Here is a 24,920-nt window from a genome sequence, read left to right as displayed (position 1 = left end):
ATCCAATCAAAAGCATGGAATCGAAGCACAATCCATGTAAAAGAATTTCTTATCCTAGTCTTTTCATAAGATTATCTCATAAAGCCGCTAGATAATACAGTGTTAGAGATAGATACACCTATTTACTTTAGTTAAAAACCCCTCATTTTATTGAGATCGCTTGCAGAGAACATATCACTTTTTAAAAGTTTTGTTTTAGCACCATACACAATAATCTAGCCATTTAGCATGTATAATATAAAGCTTGGGTTTCGCTTAAACCAATGAGATTCATCCACACTTTTATAAAAATCTATCACTATAATACCAGCACTTTATTGCTCTATCCATAATTTTACGCTCGCTAAAAAAACTGATAAATGTAACAATGTTTTTATCAAGCATTTTAAATTCTTTAATCTTTAAACAAGTAAATTTATGAATGAATTTGAAAGATAACCTTAAATTTTTTAACAAACTTCACTAATATTCTCGTTAATTGCTTGTCTTTTATAGTTTTCCTGAAAGAGTCCGCGATCATAAGAAACTTCTCTTACAACATAACTATCTCTATTGAAATGTTTGCCCTCTCCCTATCTATTTTTCATATAAAAAAATTTAAGATCTTAATGATGAATCTCATAATATGAAAATAGCCCAGTGAATAAATGCTCCTATGACATTAATATTTTTCTGTAGGGTATTATTTGGGAGTGAGGGTATTATTTGATTTCTATAAGAGTATTTTTATGGATATCAATTCTAATATTCTATGCTAATAATCCGGTACAGTTATACATATGATAGAGTTTATTCCATGAATTATCGGCATATTTATCATGCTGGCAATTTTGCTGATGTTTTTAAACACATTATTGTCACTCGCATTGTAGAATATCTCAAACGCAAAGAAAAAGCTTTTCGCGTTATAGATACGCATGCTGGAATCGGTATTTATGACCTTTCTTCTTTAGAAGCACATAAAACAGGAGAGTGGCGCGAAGGTGTCCAACGGCTTTTTTCAACTCCTATCCCAGAAGATTTAAGAGCACTCCTTTGTCCATGGTGTGATATCATTGATGCCCTTAATAAAGGGGAAAAAGAAATTGTATTTTATCCTGGATCTCCTGTTCTTATTCGTCAATTATTACGGAAACAAGATCGCCTCACCGCAATAGAATTGCACAACGAAGATTATCATATTTTAGCAAAAAACTTTGCCGGAGATTATCAGACAAAAGTTCTGCATTTAGATGGTTGGCTTTCCTTAAACGCTCATGTACCACCAAAAGAAAAACGTGGCTTTATCCTTGTTGACCCTCCCTTTGAAAAAACTGGAGAATTTTCCCGCCTTATTGAGGGATTAATGAAAGCCTATCGTCGCTTTTCTGGAGGGATCTACGCTTTATGGTATCCTGTTAAATATGATAAAGAAATTGAAAGTTTTCTTCACGCGCTTTATCAAACTAGAATTCCTAAGATTCTACAGCTTGAAATGCGTATCCGAAAAAGCTCAAGTCCACCGACAATGAATGGAAGTGGTATGATTATTATTAACCCTCCTTATCTTTTGGAAGAAGAAATGAAAAAACTCAGCCCCTTTCTTATCAACCGTCTGGGACAAGATGAAAACGCCCAAATAACGCATAAGTGGCTTCAAAAAGAACGTCTATCTTTTTGATCATCATGAATTTCCTATTCCAATCATTTTAGTGGATAAATTGAGTAAATTCATAAAACTATTTTAGAATAACAACTCTCATATTTTTTATGAAAAATCGGCTCTCTAAAATCATACTCTTATGCTATAAGATATTATTTATAGAAAAAATTATAAGGATATAAATAATCATTATTTAATAAAAAAGAATATTTCATATATTAAACAACAAGCATATTCTTAATAAACGGAATGGTCCTGAAAAATAATACAAATTGTCCGCAAAATGAGCGGGAAAAGCTTTCTTTTCTCTCTAACATTACATGGAATAATGCCAATCAAAATAATGAGAAAAATCAATTCCAAGGTGTCAAATTCATACAAGAGTTTGTTAGACACCTTCCGCATAAGCCAGGGGTTTACCGGATGATTGGTAAAAATGGTGATATTCTCTATATTGGCAAAGCTCGTAATCTCAAAAAACGTGTTTCAAACTATACGCGTGAACAAGGACACAATAATCGTATTACCCGCATGATTCGCGCAACATATCATATGGAATTTATCGTCACCCATACAGAAACAGAAGCACTCCTTTTAGAAGCCAATCTCATAAAAAGATTGCATCCACATTTTAATGTATTACTACGTGATGATAAAAGTTTCCCTTATATTATGATTACAGATGATCATCGAGTGCCTGGACTTTACAAACATCGTGGTGCCCGAACACGAAAAGCTCACTATTTTGGTCCTTTTGCTTCTGCTGGTGCAGTGACACAAACAGTTCATGTTTTACAACGCGCCTTCTTATTACGAACCTGTACTGATTCAGTTTTTGAAAACCGTACACGCCCCTGTTTGCTTTATCAAATTAAGCGATGTTCCGCACCTTGTACCCATGAAATTAGTGACAATGATTATAAAGAACTGCTGAGGGGAGCAAAAGCGTTCCTTTCGGGAAAAGATCAATCTGTTAAAAGTAATATGGTTCAAGCTATGCATAAAGCCGCAGAAAATCTTGATTTTGAACAAGCAGCTTCCTATCGTGACCGCTTATCAGCCCTTTCTCATATACAAAGCCATCAAGGTATTAATCCTCAAACGATAAAAGAAGCGGATGTATTTGCAATTGCGCAAAAAGAAGGAATGACCTGTATTCAAGTGTTCTTTTTTCGCATGGGGCAAAATTGGGGAAACCGTGCCTATTTTCCTAAAGCAGATCCCTCTTTTTCCTGTACTGAAATTTTAGCGAGTTTTCTTGCTCAATTTTACGATGATAAACCACTTCCCAAAAGCATCCTTTTATCTGAAGAAATTGAAGAAAAGACACTTCTTACAGAAGCATTGAGTCTCAAAGCAAATCACAAAGTGTCTCTCTCTTTACCCAAACAAGGTGAACGGAAAACTCTTGTTAATCATGCCTATCTCAATGCTCATGAAGCACTTGAACATAAGCTTTCTGAAACAGCCACTCATACAAAATTGCTTCAAGGTCTTGCCAAAACATTCCAACTACCTTTTCCTCCACGCCGGATAGAAGTCTATGATAATTCTCATATCATGGGAACAAATGCTGTAGGTGCTATGATTGTTGCTGGTCAAATGGGATTTGTTAAAAATCAATATCGCAAATTCAACATTCGCTCAATAGATATCACGCCTGGCGATGATTTTGGCATGATGAAAGAAGTGATTAAACGAAGATTTTCACGCCTTATAAAAGAGCATGATCAGTCAAATAGAAGTCATGACATAAAAGATAATGATCTTTTTCCCATTTGGCCTGATCTTATCTTAATCGATGGTGGTGAAGGACAAATCAACAGCGTACATGCAATACTTGCTGAATTACAATTAAATGACCTCTTCACAGTTGTTGGAATCGCCAAAGGTGTTGACCGCCATGCGGGACGTGAACGATTTTTTATAAAAGGTATCCCCCCCTTTACACTTCCTCCACGTGATCCTATCCTCTATTTTTTGCAACGTCTGCGTGATGAAGCACACCGTTTTGCGATTGGAGCTCATAGGATAAAACGAAAAAAAGAAACATTCAAAAACCCACTTGATGAAATCGAAAATATCGGTCCGACAAGAAAGCGTGCGTTGCTTCATCATTTTGGAAGTGCCAAGGCTATTGCTAGTGCCTCACTTGAAGATTTAAAAAAAGTTACGGGAATTTCTATGACAATTGCACAAAAAATTCATAACCATTTTCATGAAAAATAGGCTTGTTTCATAACCTTTGCCTTGTTACGTTTAGGAAATATATTCTCTTTCACAAGAATTAAAAATGGCTCCATGAAAAATCATACTTTTTCTTTTCCAAATATTTTAACTTATGCACGAATTGTCGCAGTCCCAATGGTTGTTGCATGCTTTTTTTTAGAAGGGCGATTACAATCAAGTGATATCACTCGCTGGATTGCTGTGTCCATTTTTATCGTTGCATCCATTACTGACTTTCTTGACGGTTACCTTGCTCGTATTTGGGAACAAACATCCAATATTGGTCGCATGTTAGATCCAATTGCTGATAAACTTCTCGTCTCTGCTTGTTTGCTCTTGCTTGCCGCAGACAGTACCATCGCTGGGTGGACACTATGGGCAGCTATTATCATTCTTTGCAGAGAAATTCTTGTATCAGGATTACGTGAATATTTGGCTGAGTTAAAAGTTAGTGTTCCTGTCTCTCGTCTTGCAAAATGGAAAACTTTTGTACAGATGATCGCTATTGTATTTCTTTTAGCTGGACCAGCCGGTAATAAAATTTTCCCTTACACAATAGAGTTCGGCATTACTATGCTGTGGATTTCTGCCCTCCTTACATTGTGGACAGGATGGGATTATTTTCGTGCAGGTTTAAAACACGTTATCCTATGAATAGTATGGAGATTTATAATGATAATTTATCTTTTTGCACTTAAATAAAAGACGAAAATAGCATAAAATTGATTCATTTTAAATCTATTAATGATAAATCAATAAAACGCTCTTTTGCACATTACAAGTAAGGGTGGCATGTAGATAAAAGCTCTTCAAAAAAAGAGTAAATAGATTTTATATTCTTGCAAAAGCAGCTGCAATATTAAATGCTAACAACGATGAATGCTCCCTATGCTTTCAAAAAAGTCTATAATCTCATAAGCAAAAAACCGAAATATAGTGTTTCGGATTTTTGCTTCTTATAAACGCTTTATTATTATAAACTCTTGATTAACCAACAATTTCTACCTCAGAAAACCAAAAGGCGATTTCTGTTTTTGCCGTTTCAGCGCTATCGGATCCATGGACAGAATTTTCGCCAATCGATAAAGCATGAACCTTACGAATTGTCCCTTCTTCTGCATCACTAGGATTCGTAGCCCCCATTACTTCACGGTTTTTAGCTATTGCATTTTCGCCTTCCAAAACTTGTACAACAGTTGGACCAGAAGACATGAATTCAACCAATTCACTAAAAAAAGGGCGTTCTTTATGAACAGCATAAAAATTTTCAGCCTCACGTTTGCTCATCCAGACACGTTTAGACGCAATAACACACAAGCCCGCATCCTCAAGCATTTTAGTAATTGCGCCAGTCAAATTACGACGGGTTGCATCTGGTTTAATCATCGAAAAAGTACGCTCTAAAGCCATTTAACCACCTTTATTTCATTTATAATATTCTCTCGCCATTTCTATAGCGAGCAAGAAGCGATTTGCCAAGTGACTCTGCAAAAATCTACACAAATTCTCAAAAATATAGAATGAATTATAAAGAAAACTTTGATAGAAATACCTGTAATTTCTCATCCCATCATAAAGATGCGCTACCGACTCTCAATAAACATTGAACCTTCTTGTATAATCTTAAATGCCTCTCATCAAATTTATCATTGAAGTCATAAGAAAAGCCAAACATGCAAAATATATACCTTTTTGAAAGCCTTCTTCTTTAAAGAGGATGAACCTAGATACTTCGATCTAGGTTTGAAAATCCTTCTACACACATTGAGATCAATCAAAAAATAACCATATAATTAGAAACTATAGCGTACACCTAAAATACCCTGAAGGGACTGTTTTGTTTTACGTCCTTTAACATAATGTGCCTCACCATATAACTTTAACTTCTCACTCACTAAACTGCTCAAACCGATTCCTAACTTACCTGCATTACCCGATAAGTCAGTGGTAAATGAATGCCGTTGATTAATCAATGTATGGTTGTCATCTTTATGCTCACGCAACCATGCTGCTGTAATATACGCAAGTGATGAGGAATCCATACGAGAACCAAATTCATATCCTAAAGATATGCCAACCTCACTGCGTAATGAAGTGAATGGACGCATGTCACCTATCATGTCATTTGATAACTGGATTTCTTTACCTTCAACTTGCAACCATGTAAATTGTCCATAAGGCTGCAACCAACTGCTCTTTGACGTCTTAAGTCGATAACCTGCTTCAAAGGAAGTACCCACCGCCCATTGCCTATAACTTCCTTCAATCCCTAAACCATTCGTCGAAACGGCCTTTAGAGTATTCTGATAATGATTGTATTTTAAAATACCATCGAGATACCAACCACTATGATCCAAATAAGTAACATAAGCGCCAATGCCATAAGTATTAATACCGCTTATACCACCCCGTGCATGCGCAATGCGTGCGCGGTCATAACTGCCAAAACCACCTATATAAAATTCTCCATTTTCCCACTCGCTTAAACTATTGATCCCTAAAACAATACCTGTCTGATCCAACTTAAAATCTATATGCTCTGTAGCAATACTCTCTTTAGACTTGATCGCATAGGTCCATAAAGCTGCATTCTTGTTACTTTTATCTAGAATTCCTCTTCCCGCACGCACGGTTTGCATTTCATTGTGAAAAACCATCGCTGGAGCCACAGACATAGACAATACGGCATCTGTAGAGGGCGTGGTCAAAAAGTGAGAAACTGAAAGTGTCTCACTCAATTGTGGAGAAGGCTGTTCTTTATGAACTGGACGCACAATCATTTGATCAGCTAAAGATTGAGAAGATTCTGAAACAGCAGTTTGTTGCTCTTCATCAGAAAGAGAATGAGAACTGGCTAGAGGAAACACCAGACGATTCTGATTTTCTTGAGAGGAAGATACAGAAACACTAGAGACATTCTGCGCTTCTCTTAAATGACGTGGAGGCCGTTGCTTGGGTTGCTCTTTTTTAGTAGATTTACGATAACCGGTATTTTTTCCTCTAGAAGAAGCGCCTTGATCAGATAATGCAAGAGGAACCTTCGTTTTCTTGTTTACACACTGTGCTTCAGTATTCGAACGTGTCGTACCTTCAGAGGCTCTTCCTAAATACCAAATTGTAGCACTACCACTAGAATCAGCACATCTATCTCTCTTCAGCAATTGATATTGATAAGCTCCACCATCGACAGTTGTAATGTCCTTACCCGAAAAATCTGCCAGAGTAAAATTAGCGCCTCCATTGTGGCTTCTATCAGTAATTAAATTAATCCCTGTGACCAAACTATTCTTTTGTGAGAGAGGACCTATAATTTCACGACCAGAATCTGCAACACTTATTTTGTGATTACCTGCGCCCTCATCAATCGACAAGTAATCACTTGAATCCCCCGTAGCACTAATATTGAATCGAAAATGTAAATTCCCTGAAAGTTTCTCAACATGAAGTGAAATATGTCGTGGATCATACGGTATAGAAGTAAAAATAACAGTTCCTCCCTGCCCCCCTAAATCTTCAATTTCAATCTGAGGTTTTTCTCCTATATTCCGCTCACCAACCTCAAATATTGTTTCATCAACTCTTCTTTCTATAGGAATTTTTTTCTTAGTCGTATGATTTGTCCTATCACCAGCAAATAAATAAAGTTCTCCGTGATCATTGACCCTTACTTCTCCAACGATTTTTTGAACACCAACATGGAACCACGATTTAGCAAAGCTGTTAACAGTCAGACCATCCACCAACCCTTTAGGATATACAACTTGAATAGCATGATCTTTCAAATTAGTAGCATAAGATTCTCCTAACGCTAAGACATGCTGTCTCCCATTCCCAGAGATCTCAGCATACATTGATTTTCCCCCCTCTTTTCTTTCTCCCGAATAAAGATTTTGTTCTCCGTTATCTCCCACTTTCGTATACCAAACCCACGTTCCATCATACACATTCTGCTGTCCAACTGCTCCACCATCCCCCGAAACTGTGGAATTATATGCACTACTTTTTCTCTCTACGCTTGTAAGATCAATATTTGGCTCTTCATGAATAAACTGCTGACCTCCCAAAATTTTGGCGTTCATTGCAATTCCTGCACGTGTAACTATTTGCATTCCTCCTTTTTTAATAGTGGAACCTACAGAAGTTTTTCCATTTTCAACAAGCTCTACATCACCATATTCAATCGTAATATTATTTTTAAAAAAACTAGCAATCTGTTCTAATTTTTTTTGTTCCTCTTCTCTATTTCGCACATGTGTTGCTCTTGTTAGCTCTCCATTCCTGTTTTCAACTGCACTTGCAACTTGTACAAGACAACTACTGATCATCAATACTGAGAAACTTAACTTATGTTTATACTGCATTATCGACACTCCACTCTCAATTATTTAGAAAAATATCCCACGGCTACGTAGGTAACTCGTCTTAGATTGTATCGTAATGTGTTTTATTTATGTTTAAAAACACTTTTTAAGTGTATTTTTTTAATATAAACAACTTTAAGTTGTGTATCTATAAGCAGCTAGAAAGTTCTAACTTAAGGCAGAAAATCTGAATAAAATTCAAATTGTTTACTTGAGTTCAAGGAACAATTTTCAATATTTGAGGTTATAGATGAAAAAAACGCTCGTGCCTTCAAAGGAGAGTATAAAAATATCCTTACTGTTTAAGAAGATCTCTACACTCTCGAGAAGACAAAATCGAGCGTTATCTGTTTAAGCATGCAAAGCAATTACATTCATAAAGTTAATCAGCCGTGTACACACATATTTAGAAACTATAGCGTAATCCTAAAATACCTTGAAGAGCATTCTTAATCTTATGTCCTTTCAGATAATGTGCTTCCGCATAAAGTGTCAGTTTATCATTGACCGAGCCGTTTAAACCAATTCCCAATTTACCTGCACTGCCTGATAAATCTGTAATAAATTTATACTGGTTATTAATTGTCGTATAATTATTATTTATATTCTCACGCAACCAAGCTGCCATAATGTAAGCTGTTAATGAAGTTTCTGAATTCACAAAAAATTCATGTCCTGCAGTTAATCCAACTTCACTGCGGAATGAAGTTAATGGACTTAGATCACCTATCATTCCATTGGAAAGTTTTATTTTTTTACCTTCAACCTGCAAACCTGTTAGCTTGATATAAGGCTGCATCCAAGTATTCTGTGCCGGTGTAAAATAACAACCAATTTCAAATGACCCACCTATCGCCCACTGATTGTAATGACTTTGAATAGCTAAACCATTCGTGGAGATAGCTTTCAAATTATCTCGGTAATAATTATATTTCAAAACACCATCCATATACCATCCACGATGATCAAAATAAGTTGCGTAAGTTCCAATGCTATAAGAGCTCAAATCGCTGTCACCACCTCGTGCATGAGAAACACGTGCTTGATCATAACTACCGAAACCACCAACATACAACTCTCCATGCCTTAATTCACTCAACTGATCAGCACCAAAGACTAAACCTGTCTGCCCAAGCTTAAAGTGTGTATGGCCTGTCGCAACACGTTCTCTACTCTTAATCCCATAAGTCCATAGTTCGATATCTTTCTTATTTCTGTCCCAAATTTTTCTACCATTCCGTACAACTTGCAACTCATTATTAAAAATAAGTCCAGGAACTACGGACAACGTTAACACTGCATCTGTAGAGGGGGTTGTTGATGTTTCACCAGGAAAAAAAGGATCTGTCGGATTTGGCATAGAAGGCTCTGGTCCACTGAGGCGGTCTGCCGATAAAAACCAAACTTTTCCATTTTCATCCTTTCTTTCTTTCAAATCATACATATACGTTCCACCATCAATGGCGTTAATTTTGTCACCCTTAAGATCTGTCAACGTAAAATGTGCGCCACCACTTTGATCCCTAATTAAATCACGCTTATTTGAAAAAGGATCCGTGATTTCAACTCCAGAATCAGCAACACTTATTGTATGTTTCCCAGCGCCTTTCTCAACCAAGAGATAATCACCACGGTTATGAGCAATCGTCGTATTGAACGCGAAATGTAAATTTCCTGAAAGATTATTCACATGAAGCTGAGAATAATATGGATCAGAACCTGTAAACGAAAAAATAACACTCCCTTCACCACTTAATTTTTGTATCAAAGAACTTTTTCCATCAAACTCATCAGTAATAGAATACAGTTTTGTATCTTTTCCATTTAAAATAATATCTTCTACTATGGTACGATGTTGATCATTCCCAGCATAAAGATGAATCTGCCCAGAATGATTTACCTGTGTCTTGCCTTCTAATGTTGCCCCAGCATGCACCCATGATTTTGTTTCATCATTCATTGTTAGATTTTTTACAGATCCATCAGAATATATTTCCTGAATAGCGCTCTCATTTAAAGTAACTCCAATAGCCTTACCGCCTTTTAAGATACGCTGTTTACCACCGCCAAAAACTTCTGTGTCAAATGCAAAACCACCATTTTTAGCACTTTGAGATTTTTTTCCAACCTCTTGTACGCCCCCTCGCATAACTTTCGTATCCCAAACTTTTCCGCCATCATATACTTTTTGTTGGCCTAGTATTTCATCTTGACCATAAATGACAGTATGAGAAGCACTACTCCCTTTAACCTCTCCTCCAACATCCCCCTCCCCGAAAACAAGTTGCTCACCACCATAAATTTTAGTCCCCTCTACTTTTCCTCCATTTCCAACACTTTGTTGTCCACCTTCTTTAACGACAGCATTTTTCGAAAAGCCTTGTTTTCCCTTCAAAGCCTGAACATTTTCAATTCCACCATGTTCAATTTTACTATTCTCACTGAGTCCTCCTGCATACACATAAAGCTCTGCACCATTCCTTACAGTGTTATTAATGGATCGCCCTGGACTATTAATCTCACCATCATTTGAAATGTATGCTTTACCTTCATTATCAAGGATATAATTTTCTAACATTGCCCCATCTTTAATGGAGATAAGTTCAGGTTTTTTAAGAAACGCAATATTTTCTTCTTGTACATCATATCCGACATTGTCACGACGACTGCTGTCAAGCTCCTGTTGACTCGCAAACACTCGAGTGCCCTTATCCTCAGTAAAATCGCTAGGATTTTTTAAAAAGTCTAATTCATTGCGTGCCCTTATAATAACATCATTAGATGCTCCAAGTATGCATCTTCCTGTTTTCATATCCTCATTGTATTGATCCTGAAATATTTTGCCATTTTCATAACTTGAAGATTGACAAAAAAGTGCTGCCCCCGCCTCATTTGCAGCAGCAGCTTGCACAAAACAGCTGCTCAACATGAGTATCCAACAATGTCGTTTCCATTTATATTGTAGAGCCATATCCTCCCCCCTTCACGCCTGCATAGACACTAAACGTAATTAGCTCTACAAAACATATTTTCAACCTTAGATTGCAAACAATCCTTCTTAAAAATCCTCCTTATCTCATAAAAAACTGTTCTTTACAGTTTTTTAAATACTTTTTTGATCAAGAATATAAGGGCGTTTTTATAGTGCTTCTTTAGTATTTCCTCGGAGTTTTCTTATCAAAGAAAAAAGTAATGCATAATAAAGTATATAAGGGTATACAGCTTATCATGAAAAGCGAAGCTGCATGCTCTGAAAAATTGTTCTCTGAACCTTCAATTAAAGACCTTTAAAAACAATCATACATTTAAAGATAACTAAAAAATAACCATATAATTAGAAACTATAGCGTACACCTAAAATACCCTGAAGGGACTGTTTTGTTTTACGTCCTTTAACATAATGTGCCTCACCATATAACTTTAACTTCTCACTCACTAAACTGCTCAAACCGATTCCTAACTTACCTGCATTACCCGATAAGTCAGTGGTAAATGAATGCCGTTGATTAATCAATGTATGGTTGTCATCTTTATGCTCACGCAACCATGCTGCTGTAATATACGCAAGTGATGAGGAATCCATACGAGAACCAAATTCATATCCTAAAGATATGCCAACCTCACTGCGTAATGAAGTGAATGGACGCATGTCACCTATCATGTCATTTGATAACTGGATTTCTTTACCTTCAACTTGCAACCATGTAAATTGTCCATAAGGCTGCAACCAACTGCTCTTTGACGTCTTAAGTCGATAACCTGCTTCAAAGGAAGTACCCACCGCCCATTGCCTATAACTTCCTTCAATCCCTAAACCATTCGTCGAAACGGCCTTTAGAGTATTCTGATAATGATTGTATTTTAAAATACCATCGAGATACCAACCACTATGATCCAAATAAGTAACATAAGCGCCAATGCCATAAGTATTAATACCGCTTATACCACCCCGTGCATGCGCAATGCGTGCGCGGTCATAACTGCCAAAACCACCTATATAAAATTCTCCATTTTCCCACTCGCTTAAACTATTGATCCCTAAAACAATACCTGTCTGATCCAACTTAAAATCTATATGCTCTGTAGCAATACTCTCTTTAGACTTGATCGCATAGGTCCATAAAGCTGCATTCTTGTTACTTTTATCTAGAATTCCTCTTCCCGCACGCACGGTTTGCATTTCATTGTGAAAAACCATCGCTGGAGCCACAGACATAGACAATACCGCATCTGTAGAGGGAGTGGTTAAAAAGTGAGAAACTGAAAGCGTCTCTCTCAATTGTGGAGAAGGTTGTTCTTTATGAACTGGACGCAAAATCATTTGATCAGCTAAAGATTGTGAAGATTCTGAAACAACAGCAGGTTGCTTTCCATCAGAAAAATGAAGAGGACTTGCTGGATATGCCCCTTCAATAATTTGACTTCCAAGAGTTGAAACAGTTAGAGATACAGAATCTGGAGATTTTTGCCTTAAGTTTTGGCGGTTTTCTCTTCGATGTAGCAACTTAATAGCATGCTCTTTTGTAACTGTAATAGTTGAAAGAGAAGAAACTGATTGATTTTGATTTAAATGCCACGCAGATCTACTCCTACTACGTGGCAAACTGTTGAGAAATGAAACATTATCAATAAATACCGCAGATAAATACCAAACTTTTTCACCCCCATCCTCATCAATTCTCTGTTTTAAACCATACATATAGATTCCGCCATCAATAGTTTTAACATTTGCACCAGAAAAGCTTCTCAGAGTAAAATGTGCTCCTCCACTTTGATCAACTATTAAATCAAGTTCTGTTGAAGAAGGATCAACAATTTCAATACCGGAATCTACAATACTTATTGTGTGAGAACCACGACCATTCTTGATAAAGAGATAATCACCCTCTCCTTCTGCAAGGCTAACATTAAAATCGAAATGTAGACTCCCAAAAAGATTATCAATATAAAGTTTAGAGTAATGTAAATCGGATTCTGTAGAAGTAAAAATAATATTTCCCACACCGCTTAGCTTCTTAATATAGATTTCTGTGTTTCCATATCCAGTAGAAATAGAGTATAATTTAGCGTTTTCTCCCTCTAAATTAATATCATCTACTGTTGTCTGAGAATTTTTATATTCAGTATAAAAGCTATTATTTCCAGCATAAATATGAACTTGTCCAAAATCATGAATCTTTATTTTTTCTTCCAACATCGCACCAGCAAAAACCCATGAATTGGCTCCTTCTTTAATTGTTAGATTTTTTACAATGCTACCAGCATGAACTTCTTGAGCAGCATGGCGGTGTAAAGTCACAATGTCCGCCTCTCCCCCTGCTAACAGCCGCTGTACCCCACCCGCGAAAACCTCAGTATTCACGGCTAAGCCACCACTTTTTTGTACAAAATTATCATCATCTGCAAACCATTTAGCAAGAGTTTGTATTCCTCCACTCATCACTTTTGTTCCCACCGCCATCCCATCATCATATACATTCTGCTGTCCCGGCGTGTCACCTTGACCATAAAGTGTCGTGTTATAAGTGCTACTTCCCACAATTTCACCATTTACATAACTATCTCCGAAAACAAGCTGCTCACCACCATAAATTTCAGCTCTCAATGCGGATCCTCCTCCCTCCACTCTTTGTTTTCCACCCTCGTAAATAATCGTAAATTCTGAGATACCCTGTTCCCCTACAATCTCTGAACCACCATTTTCAATTGTTGTATTCTTACTAAAACCACCATTCTTAACATAGAGTGTTGCAGTTTCTGGAACTGTATTATTAATGGATAATTTAAAATCATCCGTTTCTCCATCACCAACAATATAAACTATGCTATTGTTACCGAGTATGGAGTTTTGTAAAAATTTTTCACCTAGACCAGTAATGAAATCCTCTGCATAAAAATTGAAATCACCTGTATAAGAATTGGCTCTAGAATCTTCCGAAGGAGAAACAGTATTGTCTTGCTCAAAAGAGTTATCTATAGGCAACTCCGTATGAGATGGAGGAAAGATAGGAGTAGAAATTTTTTCCGATGTAGATGGTGTCGATAAAGACCAAATCTTTCCACCGTTATGATCTCTTTTCTTGAGAGCGTACATGTAGACTCCATTATCAACAGTAGCTATCTCCTCACCCAAAAAATCTATCAGAGTAAAATGCGCATTTCCGCTTTGATCATGAATTAAATCAAGCTCCAAAACTAAGTTCTGATTTTGTAGAAGAGAATTGGTCATTTCAACACCAGAATCGATAACGCTGATGGTGTGATGACCTGCTCCTTTTTTTATAAGAAGATAATCACCGCGCTGTTCTGCAAAATTAGTATTAAACCTAAAATGTAAATTACCTGAAAGATTACCGACCTCAAGTTTAGAGTAATGTGGATTAAACACGGTAGAAGTAAAAACAACGCGTCCATCCCCGCTTAGATCCTCAATCAAAGAGCTTTCACCATCCATCTTGGAAGCAATAGAGTATAATGTGGTATCTTTGCCATTTAAAACAATTTTTTCTACTTCAGTATGAGATTGCTCAGCACCAGCATAAAGATAAATCCGTCCAGAATCATGAATCATGGTGTTTCCTTCTAGTGTTGCACCAGAATGTAACCACGACTGTGCTTGATCCTTAATCGTTAAATCTTTTACATAGCCTCCTAAATCTATTGCTTGAAAAGCATTCCCTTGTAAGAGAACACCAATCGCGATTCCTCCCGCTAAAACGTGTTGTTCTCCACCAGAAAAGATCTTCGTATCAAATGCAAAACTGCTATAATGGTCTAGATCTTCTTCCACAAAAAGATTTTGTACCCCTCCTTCCATGATCTTTGTGCTAAAAACCTCTCCATCATCATACACATTCTGGTATCCTAGCACTCCACTTTTACCAGAAACGACAGTGTCATAGGCGCTACTCCTTACCATCCCACCTTTGATATTAGACTTTCCTGAAACAAACTGCTCACCACCGTAAATTTTAGCCCCTTCAGCTTTTCCCCCATCTTCAACCTTTTGTTTTCCCCCTCTCTTAACTGTACTATCCTGTGAAAGACCCTGTGTTCTAATAAGTTCAGTACCGCCTCTTTGAATTATCGTATACAGGCTAAAACCACCGTTATAAACGGAAAGCTTTCCAGCATCTTTAACTATATTACTAATTGAAGTTTCTCCATTGCTATCAACTTTCTCACTGTTACTATCAAAGCTAGGATCAGCAATCGTAATAATCATTCCCTTTTCAATTGTGCGTTCTATGAGATCATTCGATAATGAAGCCATCGCAGATGGTTGCAAGTTAAAATCAGAAAATAAAGAGGTATTTTCCTCATCAAGAGCATAATTCGCGTCTAAATACCAAATTTTACCATTTCTCTCATTTTTTCTATGTTTCAAACTGTACATGTATGTTCCGGCATCAATAGCTCTGATTTTTTCACCAAAACTGTTTGTCAGAGTAAAATGAGCGTTTCCACTATGATCAGAAATTAATTTAAGCTTTTTGTGGGAAGGGGTTGTAACCTCACCTCCAGAATCAGTAATACTTATTGTATGATAACCTGAACCACTTTCTTTAATAACAAGATAATCACTAAGATGCTTGGCAAAGTTGACATTCAACTCAAAATGTAAAGAACCTGATAGATTATCAATATTAAGCTTAGAGTAATGCTTATCAGCCCCAGAAGACGTAAAAATAACCCTGCCACTTCCAGTTACATTCTGGATATTAACCTGAGATTTTTTGCCATTATCTTCAACAGCAATAATGTATAGCTTGGCATCTTCTCCATTTAAAATAAGATTTTCTACTTCCGTAACAGCTTCACCATTCCCAGCATAAAGATAGAGGTTGCCAAAATCATTAACATTTGTATCCTTATCTAATATTGCACCAGCAAAAACCCATGATTGTGCTTGGTGGTTAATTGTTAGATTATCCGCGTATCCAGAATCATATATCTTCTGAGTAGCTCTATCATATAAAGTAACTTCGCTCGCATTCCCTCCTGCTAAGATATTCTGCGCACCATTTTTAAAAAGTTCGGTACTAAGTGCAAAAGCCCCCTCATTAATTGTAAAATCCTCATTTTCTGTATCAGCTGTATCAGTATCTTCTGAGAATCCGTTATTAAAATTCTCTTTACCATCAAGATTCTGGACACCTCCTTTCATAACCTTTGTATCAACAACCATCCCCCCACTATAGACACTTTGTAGTCCTAGGATTCCATCTTCAGCATAAATTTCGGTGTTATAAGCACTACTTTCCTTATCTTTACGCGACAAACCAGTTCCAAGGACCCCTTTACCAAAAATAATCTGCTCACCGCCATAGATTTTAGCCCCCTCAGCATTTGCACCACTCTCAACAATTTGTTTACCACCTTTTTTAACAGTGGCATATTCTGAACTGCTCAGATTTTGGACGAATTCAATACCACCACTCTCAATTGTCGTATCCCTGCTAACACTTGCTGCATCAATGTAGAGTTTTCCACCTCCTTGAATCGTATTATTGATGGAATAGCCTGCATCTTCATATTTAAAGCTATTTATTTCAGAATCTTCAGAGTCACGATTAGTAATATAGACAATAGCACCATCACTTATTATTGAATTTGTGAGTACTTCAAAGAATAGGCTTTCTAATCTCTTCCTTTCCTCTTCTGAAGACTTACTTCCTTCTACTATCTGTTTATTCTCTATCCTTTTTGATCCCCCTTTTTTTTCTTTTAATCCCCTCACTTCCGATAACATTTTTTTTGTCTCTTCTAGATGTTCACTGATACTTACTGGTGTTAATAACTTTTCTTTTGGTGTCGCTACTCCATCTGCACTCGCAATCTTGACAAAAAAACTGCTGGTCATTAATGCATAAAAACTTAATTTAAATTTGCGTTGCATTATTCACACTCCATAATTTCAAATTTAAGTTTCCCTATTTAGAAAAAAGTGCATAGACCAAAACAACTCAATGCAATTGCTCAACCTCATGTCTTTTAAGATGATAAAGCATTCGATGGACTAAACTCTGACAGATCAAATATACATCCTGTGTTTTAAAATACATGCACAACTAAAAGATTTAATTTCTTTCAGATACGCTTAAAAAGTGTTATAATTACATCTATGAAAAATATTTTTGAGATACCAAAGGCTGATCTATAAATAAGATTGATCCCTCAATAGATAAAAATGGCATTAAACATTAAAGGAAACAGTAATATTAATGAGAGCAGCCTTTATATCCACATATTTCATCCTCTACAGCATTTAAAACAGTGTCTTTATTCTATTTAACTTGGATAATCTAAAGAACACTTATTCATGCTCATCAAGCCATAACCATTGTTCTAATATATAAGAAACATCATAATATCGACTCGACAGTGATTTGAAATTTTTATAATTATAGTCAGTTAACTCATCATTTGATTTGTCATATACTGAAAGGGACATTCTATTCATGTCTATAAACTTAGAAATGCAAGGTAAAAGCAACAGAAATTCCCCTCGTCGCATTTTGTTTGCAAGCCTTATTGGCCCAACAATTGAATTCTTTGATTTCTATGTCTTTGCCACTGCCGCAGCTCTCATATTTCCTCATGTGTTTTTTCCAACACAAAATGATCAGATTGCCATTTTACAATCTTTCCTGATCTTTGGAGCAGCCTTTTTTGCCCGCCCCTTTGGATCAATTGTTTTTGGACATTTTGGAGATAAAGTTGGAAGAAAAGCAACACTTATTGCTTCTCTTCTCACGATGGGTCTTTCAACAGTCATTATTGGTTTTCTTCCTACTTATGAAACCGCTGGATGGTTTGCCCCTTTCCTCTTGACCTTGTGCCGTATTGGACAGGGAATGGGATTAGGAGGAGAATGGGGAGGAGCTGTTTTGCTCGCAACAGAAAATGCCCCTCCAGAAAAGCGCGGCTGGTACGCGATGTTCCCCCAATTGGGTGTTCCAATCGGTTTATTTTTATCTATTGCCGTTTATTTAGGTCTGTTGCATTTCCTTGATCATGAAGAACTTTTAGCTTGGGGATGGCGCATTCCTTTTATTGCTTCAGTTGTTTTTATGATTATAGGATTGTGGGTCCGTCTTTCAATCAATGAAACTGTTCAATTCAAAAAAACTCTTGAAAGTAAGGAACGAGTCAAAGTTCCTATCATCGATGTCTTTTTAAAATGTCCACGAATCTTATTTCTTGGAATATTTTCTGGTATGGCAACATTTGTTTTGTTTTACTTGGTCACTGCTTATTTGTTAAGCTACTCAACAAACCATCTGCAATTGCCATTTTATCAAGCTCTTCAAGTCGAAATTGTTGGTGCTATTTTCTGTGGAATTTTTACTGTCATCACTGGAAGACTCGCTGATCGTATTAGACGTAGAACTTTGATGATTTGGGTTACAATCATCACCGGTATCTATTCTTTTGCAATTCCTTATTTCTTAAATTCTGGAGTTGTAGGAGTCCTTGCAATGTCTGTTATTGGTTTGTCTATCATGGGGATGATATACAGTCCTCTTGGTGCTGTTTTGGCTTCACCATACCCAACAGAAATTCGATATACTGGTTCTTCTATTACTTTCAACTTATCGGGTATCGTAGGAGCCTCTCTTGCGCCTTATATTGCAGAATATCTGGTACAGCATTTTGATACATCTTATATCGGCTATTATTTGCTTCTCGCTTCTTTTATTTCACTGATTTGCTTCGTCGGATTTACAGATGATGAAATATCCAACTAAAATATAATAAAGAAGAATAAAATAAGTACTGGCAGCAAAAATGCTGCCAGTTTCATTTTTAAAGACATGGGTTGCGGTATTTTCCACCACAATATTCCCGAGAACAAAGCGCTTAAAAAGAAAAATAAAAAATCTGCAATATTGCTTATATAAGCAACAGTAAACATTCCTGATAGGATATGTGTTGTTCCCAACCACGAAACGCAAAAAAAAGCCAATATCACAGCCCATAAAACAAGCAAAATTCGATCAATTATCATGATGCCGTTTCATTTTTTTAATTGTAGACCATATCTTTAATATGCCTAAAAGAAAAATCACAATAAAAACCCAACGCCCTCCCCCTGATCCTTTCGCAATAAAAAGCGCTGGATTTACTATTCCTACCAATCCTATAAAAATCAGAACAACAGAGATGAGACGCATTAAACCTGTTTTTCCCAACAACGATCTTCAGTCTGTTGCCAATACGTTAAATTATGATTTTCCATTTTATATTTTTTCCACTGTGCACGAACAAGACTCAACTGCTCATCATTTCTACCATCAAATATCACAACAAGCCGTTGATAAGTATCAATATTCGAACATACGGCTCCCTCTATGAGAAAACGAATCTTTGAATCATTCGGATTTTCTTGTCCTGTCGTCAGAAATACAGGCTGAAAGTTTGAATATTGATCACACTCAGTTCCATGTCCAATAAATGATTCATCCGCATAAACCCATAAATGCATATCCATAGAATCGCGTTGTTCTTCACTTACACATTGTATTGTTACCTTACCAAAACGAGCCAATGCACGCTCTACAAGCGTTGGCAAAATATCTTTCAGCGTTGACTGCGTCAAATGATAGAATAAAATATCCAACCTCTTAAGCCCTCATCACTCTTTATAAAAAGCTAACATCTTTTTTAGAGAAACTTCCATACCCCCAATATAAAAGGAAACGATTCAAGATATAAACCCTCTTTTTTGATTGAGATCATTATCTTTTTGCACATGTCTTTAAAAGACAAAAATTTTTATTTTCAACGTTAATAAAAAAGTTTTTTAAGTTATTTTCTAGATTCTTTGTAGACTATAGTTGAAAATAAAATATAATGTACGGAAAATTTAAAGAGGAACTCATAGGCAATTTTATATTATTTATTTAGTTAAAATATCCAATTCATGGAAGGATATTTTTTCAAACTTTATTACATTTTAACCGAAAGCAGTAAAAATATTTGCTATCGAATTAAAGGCTGAGGATTTTCCCCAATTTATGCGTATTATTGAGTTCTACATCCTGAAACGTGTCCTTGTTTTGTTTAGTTCTGTCATGATTGCAGCAGTGGGCGTTAGTTGGACAGTACAAATTCTCGCACGGATAAACTTTCTCACAACAAGCAAACAAACACTCCTCACAGTCTTACAATTTTCACTCTCATTGGTTCCTTCTGTTATTTTTCTTGTCATTCCATTTGCATTAGTGATCGCAGTTACAACCATCCTCTCAGCAATGCATCAAGACTCAGAACTTGCTGTCATAAATGCCTCTGGTTTTCCTAAAAGTACTGTTTGGAAACCTATCCTTCTTCTTGCTATTGTTACATCCTGTATCTCCTTTTCTATAGCTAATTTTGTTGTTCCTCAAGCGCGTCTTCATATGCGACAAATGCTAGCAAGCGCTCATTTTGATCTTATTAATCTATTCATTAGTGAAGGAAGCTTTCAAAAACTCGCCAATAACCTTTACATAGAAATTGGCGAACGAAATCCAAATGGAACACTTGAACGCCTTTTCATTGCCGACCAGCGTGATCCTAAGACTGATCTTTTTTATTATGCAACAGACGCATCCATTGTGAGCAATAAAAACGGCAGTTTTCTGGTTCTCAATAACGGTGAAATAGAAAGAGTCAACCATCAAAATAACAGTGTTTCAATCGTTCAATTTAGCTCATACACTTTTAGCCTAGGGGAGTTTATCCCCAGTGATAAAGCACCTACTCTTTATCCAAAAGATCGGTCTCTTTCTTATTTACAAAACCCTGATCCAAAAGATCCCTACTATCAACGAAAACCACTCCAATATAAAGCTGAATTTCACCGCAGATTAACACAATGGCTCTACCCTATTGTTTTTTCACTTATTGCATTAGCAGCGGCAGGGGATGTACGCTCCCATCGACAAGCTCGTCATTCCGCAAATCTCTCGGCAATTGCCCTTTCTTTTCTGGTGTATTGGATAGGATATTTTTTCGCAGAAAAAGCAAAGAACGATCTTGCATACGTTCCTCTCCTTTATATTATGCCCATAGGAACAAGTGCATTTGTCTTTTTTATGCTTTTAACGAATCATAAAATTGGGCTCCCTACAAAAGTTAATGAGATTATTCAAATCGCTTTTCAAAAAGTAATGAACAAATTTGAACATCGAAAATCTCAAGATTCCTCGGATGAAATATCATGATTGGGTGGACACTTGGACGATACTTTTTTATACGTTATCTTAAAATAACTTGTTATTTCTGGGGAAGCATTTTTGTTCTTGCTCTTTTAATCGATTTCACAGAGAACTCCGGCAGGCTATCCTCCATTCCGCATCATACAGCAAAAGATGCATTTTTCCTCTCTGTTTTACGCATCCCTTTTATCATGCAACAACTCATCCCTTTCATTGCACTCTTTTCTGCAATGGCAACACTTATCTCGCTCAACAAAAAACTTGAACTTGTGGTGACTCGTTCAATCGGTGTTTCGGCATGGCAATTTCTTATGCCAGCCTGTTTGGGAGCTTTTCTTTTGGGATTATTTTCAATTCTTCTCATTAATCCACTTGCTGCATGGGGATTTTCTCAAGCAGAAAAAAAGATGACTGAATGGCGCAATAACAATGTACTAACACCTTTTCATAATACAGGTATCCACTGGTTAACACAACGTACAAATTTAGGCAGAACAACCATTGGTGCTAAATTTATCACTGACCAAGGACTTTCTCTTCTCGATGCAACCTTTGTACAATACAAGGACAACGCAACCGTCAAAAATTGGATTAATACCCCAAAAGCAACCTTGACTAATGGATCTTGGCTATTAACAAATGGAACAATCTATAAAATAGGGCATCCTCCTGAAAAATTTGCCGTGTTGCAAATAAAAACTAATCTAAAACCTGAATTTTTAACGGAACGTTTAGTGAATCCCGCGACTATTCCATTTTATCAACTGCCAAAAAAAATTATGATTGCACGTTCATTTGGCTATTCTGCTAATAATTTTGATATGTATTTCCAATCTTTGATTGCATTACCGGCATTGCTTGTGGCAATGACCCTCATTGCAGCAACTGTATCTTTAAATTTTACACGTTTTGGGCAATCTAGAAAGTTGATTCTTGGTGGCGTAATAGCCGGGTTTATGCTTTATGTTATTTCCGTACTCGTTCAAGCATTTGGTAATGCTGGATATATTCCACCAATTATTGCAGCTTGGACACCCGTTGTTATTGCGTTATTCTTAGGAATCTCTTTTTTACTGCATAAAGAGGATGGCTAAGTGAAAGCATTAACGCTTAAAAAAATTATTTTAACAAAATTAAGTGCTCTCGCTTTTAAAAGTGTTATGGGGGTTATTTTAGGAGGCGCTTTGTCTTATTGTGCGCACGCTCAAAGCCTTATGTCTCCTTCTCAAAGTCGCATTCAAAATCCGGAACGTCCTCTTTTGCTCTCTGCGGATGAACTCATCTACAATCGTGATGAAAACACTGTTTCTGCACAAGGTAATGTCCAAATCGAATATGATGGCAATAAAGTTGTCGCTCAAAAAATTATTTACAATCAAAAAACAGGACGGCTTATAGCACAAGGGAACGTTGAAATTACTCAAAAGGATGGTAATAAAATTTATTCCAACCAAATTGATATGACCAAAGATCTTGGCGAGGGTTTTGTAAACGCCTTACGTATTGATACAGCCAACAATGTTCACTTTTCAGCCCAAAATGCTACACGCAAAAACAATCACATAACAGTCTTTGAAAATGCAACCTATACAGCCTGTGAACCTTGCTCTTATAAACCAGATAGAGACGTCCTATGGAAAATTAAAGCAAGAAAGATCATATGGAATAATAGTATCAAAAAAATTCGGTTTGAAAATAGCAGTTTTGAAGTTTTTGGTGTCCCGATTATAAAATTTCCAAATTTTGAGATCTATGATCCAACTGTCAGGCGTGCTAGCGGTCTGCTTACTCCTCATTTTTTTTATACTGATTATCTCGGTATGGGGATAAAGAATTCTTATTTTTGGAATCTCGCCCCTCACTATGATTTTACCCTTTCTTCTACCGTTTATACCCAACAAGGGCTTTTAACCGAAGGGGAATGGCGTCAACGTTTAAAAATGGGCAGTTATAATATTCGCTTTGCTCATATATACCAAATGAAACAGCATAGATTTGATAATGATACGATTGATGCACAGCATAAAAACCGTTATATGCTGGCAACAAAAGGGGACTTTCGTATTAATTCACACTGGACTTATGGATGGGATATTCTTGCACAATCAGATCGGCATTTTAGTCGTGCCTATAAACTTGAAAACTATAGCAATCCTACACAACTTTCTCAGATCTATCTGAATGGTCTTGCAGGAAAAAATTATTTTGATATGCATTTTTATCATTTTAAAGTTCAAGATTCATTATTGAATGATCCTCATTATGAACGTCACTCTCGGCAAGCTTGGGTCCTACCGCGCATCGATTATTTTTTCACACCAGATGAACCCATTTATAATGGGGAGCTTACCTTCCATAGTAATATACAATCAATTTATCGTCGTCATGCTGACTTCAGTTCACACGACCAGAAGGGAAACCCTCTCAACATAGTAAGACTTTCTGGTATGGCTGGAAATAGTTTGCGTTTAACAAACGAGCTTCAGTGGAAAAAGCGCTTCAACACGCACAATGGCCTCATATTAACCCCTCTTCTCTCTCTACGAGCTGATATTATTACAACCAATGCAAGCGAAAATTATACAGATTCTACAGAAAACAATGCCTTATCCGCAATTCATGGTTCAACAATTCGTGGCATGGCAACAGCAGGCTTGGAACTACGCTATCCCTTCCTCATTACAGCTGATCATTCTACACATATTATAGAACCAACCGCACAAATTTTTATACGCAATAATGAACAATATATTGGACAAATTCCTAATGAAGATGCTCAAAGCTTTGTCTTTGATGCAACCACTCTCTTTAAACGAGACAAATTTTCTGGTTATGATCGTGTAGAAGGTGGCACACGAGCCAATATAGGTCTAAGATATTCTGGAAGCTTTAATGACAATTGGTCTCTTTATGCTCTTGTTGGACAATCCTTTCATCTAGCAGGAAAGAATTCTTTTGCAGAAAAGGACTTTGTCAATGTCGGTATTCATTCTAGCTTAGAGGCAAAACGTTCAGACTATGTTGCAATGTTTGGTGCGACCCATAAAAGTGGTTTTTCCTTAGAAACGCGTGGACGCTTTGACAAAAAAACAGGAAAAATCCGCCGTAGTGAAATCGAAGCATCACAAAAATGGCAAAATTTTTGGGCGGCTCTACAATATGCCTATATCGCAAAGCAACCAGATTATGAATATCCTCAAGAGCGCCAAGAAATTTCTTTTCAAACAGGACTTAAACTGGCAGATTATTGGTCTATTAATAGCAACGCCGGTTATGATTTAGTATCTGGTACGTTTGTAAAGCGAGGAATTAGCTTGAATTATACAGATGAATGTTTCGGGTTAACATTCGGTTATCAACAGGTAACGAATCCAGGCAGGAAAACACCCTTGCAAAACTTTAATTTCTCTCTTTCATTGCGTACGATTGCAGATATCGGAAAAAAGATAGATTAATTTATAAAGAGAATGTATCAGTCATTTA

The 24,920-nt window shown here is 36.6% G+C and carries 14 protein-coding genes; 7 read left to right on the top strand and 7 right to left on the bottom strand.

Annotated features, from left to right (window positions below):
• Positions 1-796: 796 nt before the first annotated feature.
• From ACFIJR_RS01495 to pgsA, 3 genes are all read left to right on the top strand, one after another.
• Positions 797-1,660 (top strand): 23S rRNA (adenine(2030)-N(6))-methyltransferase RlmJ, encoded by an 864-nt coding sequence (locus ACFIJR_RS01495; protein WP_375625914.1) that lies wholly within the window; start codon positions 797-799, stop codon positions 1,658-1,660.
• 231 nt (positions 1,661-1,891) lie between these two features.
• Positions 1,892-3,871 carry an excinuclease ABC subunit UvrC gene (uvrC, locus tag ACFIJR_RS01490; protein ID WP_375625912.1) on the top strand — a complete coding sequence of 660 codons (1,980 nt, stop codon included), beginning with the start codon at positions 1,892-1,894 and terminating at the stop codon, positions 3,869-3,871.
• A gap of 72 nt (positions 3,872-3,943) precedes the next feature.
• Entirely contained in the window at positions 3,944-4,525 is a 582-nt protein-coding gene (gene pgsA / locus ACFIJR_RS01485) for a CDP-diacylglycerol--glycerol-3-phosphate 3-phosphatidyltransferase (protein ID WP_375625003.1), read from the top strand.
• Positions 4,526-4,858: 333 nt separating this feature from the next.
• Here pgsA and ndk read toward each other — a convergent pair whose 3' ends face one another.
• The 4 genes from ndk to bafA (ACFIJR_RS01465) form a co-directional block, all read right to left on the bottom strand.
• Positions 4,859-5,281, bottom strand: coding sequence for a nucleoside-diphosphate kinase (gene ndk, locus ACFIJR_RS01480; protein WP_375625004.1), 423 nt, complete (start codon positions 5,279-5,281; stop codon positions 4,859-4,861).
• 383 nt (positions 5,282-5,664) lie between these two features.
• Positions 5,665-8,232 carry a BafA family autotransporter gene (gene bafA, locus ACFIJR_RS01475; RefSeq protein WP_375653307.1) on the bottom strand — a complete coding sequence of 856 codons (2,568 nt, stop codon included), beginning with the start codon at positions 8,230-8,232 and terminating at the stop codon, positions 5,665-5,667.
• Positions 8,233-8,638: 406 nt separating this feature from the next.
• On the bottom strand, positions 8,639-11,203 hold the full coding sequence (bafA, locus tag ACFIJR_RS01470) for a BafA family autotransporter (protein WP_375653305.1): 2,565 nt from the start codon (positions 11,201-11,203) through the stop codon (positions 8,639-8,641).
• A gap of 363 nt (positions 11,204-11,566) precedes the next feature.
• Positions 11,567-17,131: a BafA family autotransporter gene (bafA, locus tag ACFIJR_RS01465; RefSeq protein ID WP_375653303.1), complete on the bottom strand. Its 5,565-nt coding sequence runs from the start codon at positions 17,129-17,131 to the stop codon at positions 11,567-11,569.
• Positions 17,132-17,693: 562 nt separating this feature from the next.
• Here bafA (ACFIJR_RS01465) and ACFIJR_RS01460 point away from each other — a divergent pair.
• Positions 17,694-18,983, top strand: coding sequence for an MFS transporter (locus tag ACFIJR_RS01460; RefSeq protein WP_375625008.1), 1,290 nt, complete (start codon positions 17,694-17,696; stop codon positions 18,981-18,983).
• Here ACFIJR_RS01460 and ACFIJR_RS01455 read toward each other — a convergent pair.
• Genes ACFIJR_RS01455 through ACFIJR_RS01445 form a run of 3 tightly spaced genes read right to left on the bottom strand, consistent with a single transcriptional unit; the run spans position 18,980 to position 19,855 of the window.
• Positions 18,980-19,243: a hypothetical protein gene (locus ACFIJR_RS01455; protein ID WP_375653299.1), complete on the bottom strand. Its 264-nt coding sequence runs from the start codon at positions 19,241-19,243 to the stop codon at positions 18,980-18,982. The two genes, ACFIJR_RS01460 and ACFIJR_RS01455, sit on opposite strands and share 4 nt — an antisense overlap.
• A complete protein-coding gene (locus ACFIJR_RS01450; RefSeq protein ID WP_375619424.1) occupies positions 19,233-19,409 on the bottom strand; it encodes a hypothetical protein in 177 nt (58 codons plus the stop codon). Before ACFIJR_RS01450 ends, ACFIJR_RS01455 begins: the two co-directional genes overlap by 11 nt.
• Positions 19,409-19,855, bottom strand: coding sequence for a DNA polymerase III subunit chi (locus ACFIJR_RS01445; protein ID WP_330167384.1), 447 nt, complete (start codon positions 19,853-19,855; stop codon positions 19,409-19,411). The genes ACFIJR_RS01450 and ACFIJR_RS01445 overlap by 1 nt, the downstream gene beginning before the upstream one ends.
• 397 nt (positions 19,856-20,252) lie before the next feature.
• Between ACFIJR_RS01445 and lptF the strand changes: the two genes are divergently transcribed.
• From lptF to ACFIJR_RS01430, 3 genes are read left to right on the top strand one after another with little or no spacing between them, the layout of a single operon-like run.
• Complete coding sequence (gene lptF / locus ACFIJR_RS01440; RefSeq protein WP_375653297.1) at positions 20,253-21,443, top strand: LPS export ABC transporter permease LptF; 1,191 nt, start codon at positions 20,253-20,255, stop codon at positions 21,441-21,443.
• Positions 21,440-22,531 (top strand): LPS export ABC transporter permease LptG, encoded by a 1,092-nt coding sequence (gene lptG / locus ACFIJR_RS01435; RefSeq protein ID WP_375653293.1) that lies wholly within the window; start codon positions 21,440-21,442, stop codon positions 22,529-22,531. Before lptF ends, lptG begins: the two co-directional genes overlap by 4 nt.
• Positions 22,532-24,892, top strand: coding sequence for an LPS-assembly protein LptD (locus ACFIJR_RS01430; protein ID WP_375625896.1), 2,361 nt, complete (start codon positions 22,532-22,534; stop codon positions 24,890-24,892).
• The last annotated feature ends 28 nt before the right edge of the window (positions 24,893-24,920 follow it).

The organism is Bartonella sp. OD88NMGDW, assembly GCF_042193775.1.
GTDB lineage: Bacteria > Pseudomonadota > Alphaproteobacteria > Rhizobiales > Rhizobiaceae > Bartonella > Bartonella grahamii.
This window is presented reverse-complemented; position numbering and strand designations above follow the sequence as displayed.

Bases quoted from the DNA above. Each gene is read 5' to 3' on its own strand.
- bafA (WP_375653307.1), bottom strand. From the start codon at position 8,232: ATGCAGTATAAACATAAGTTAAGTTTCTCAGTATTGATGATCAGTAGT.
- ACFIJR_RS01455 (WP_375653299.1), bottom strand. From the start codon at position 19,243: ATGATAATTGATCGAATTTTGCTTGTTTTATGGGCTGTGATATTGGCT.
- ACFIJR_RS01495 (WP_375625914.1), top strand. From the start codon at position 797: ATGAATTATCGGCATATTTATCATGCTGGCAATTTTGCTGATGTTTTT.
- ndk (WP_375625004.1), bottom strand. From the start codon at position 5,281: ATGGCTTTAGAGCGTACTTTTTCGATGATTAAACCAGATGCAACCCGT.
- bafA (WP_375653303.1), bottom strand. From the start codon at position 17,131: ATGCAACGCAAATTTAAATTAAGTTTTTATGCATTAATGACCAGCAGT.
- bafA (WP_375653305.1), bottom strand. From the start codon at position 11,203: ATGGCTCTACAATATAAATGGAAACGACATTGTTGGATACTCATGTTG.
- lptF (WP_375653297.1), top strand. From the start codon at position 20,253: ATGCGTATTATTGAGTTCTACATCCTGAAACGTGTCCTTGTTTTGTTT.
- pgsA (WP_375625003.1), top strand. From the start codon at position 3,944: ATGAAAAATCATACTTTTTCTTTTCCAAATATTTTAACTTATGCACGA.
- lptG (WP_375653293.1), top strand. From the start codon at position 21,440: ATGATTGGGTGGACACTTGGACGATACTTTTTTATACGTTATCTTAAA.
- ACFIJR_RS01450 (WP_375619424.1), bottom strand. From the start codon at position 19,409: ATGCGTCTCATCTCTGTTGTTCTGATTTTTATAGGATTGGTAGGAATA.
- uvrC (WP_375625912.1), top strand. From the start codon at position 1,892: ATGGTCCTGAAAAATAATACAAATTGTCCGCAAAATGAGCGGGAAAAG.
- ACFIJR_RS01460 (WP_375625008.1), top strand. From the start codon at position 17,694: ATGTCTATAAACTTAGAAATGCAAGGTAAAAGCAACAGAAATTCCCCT.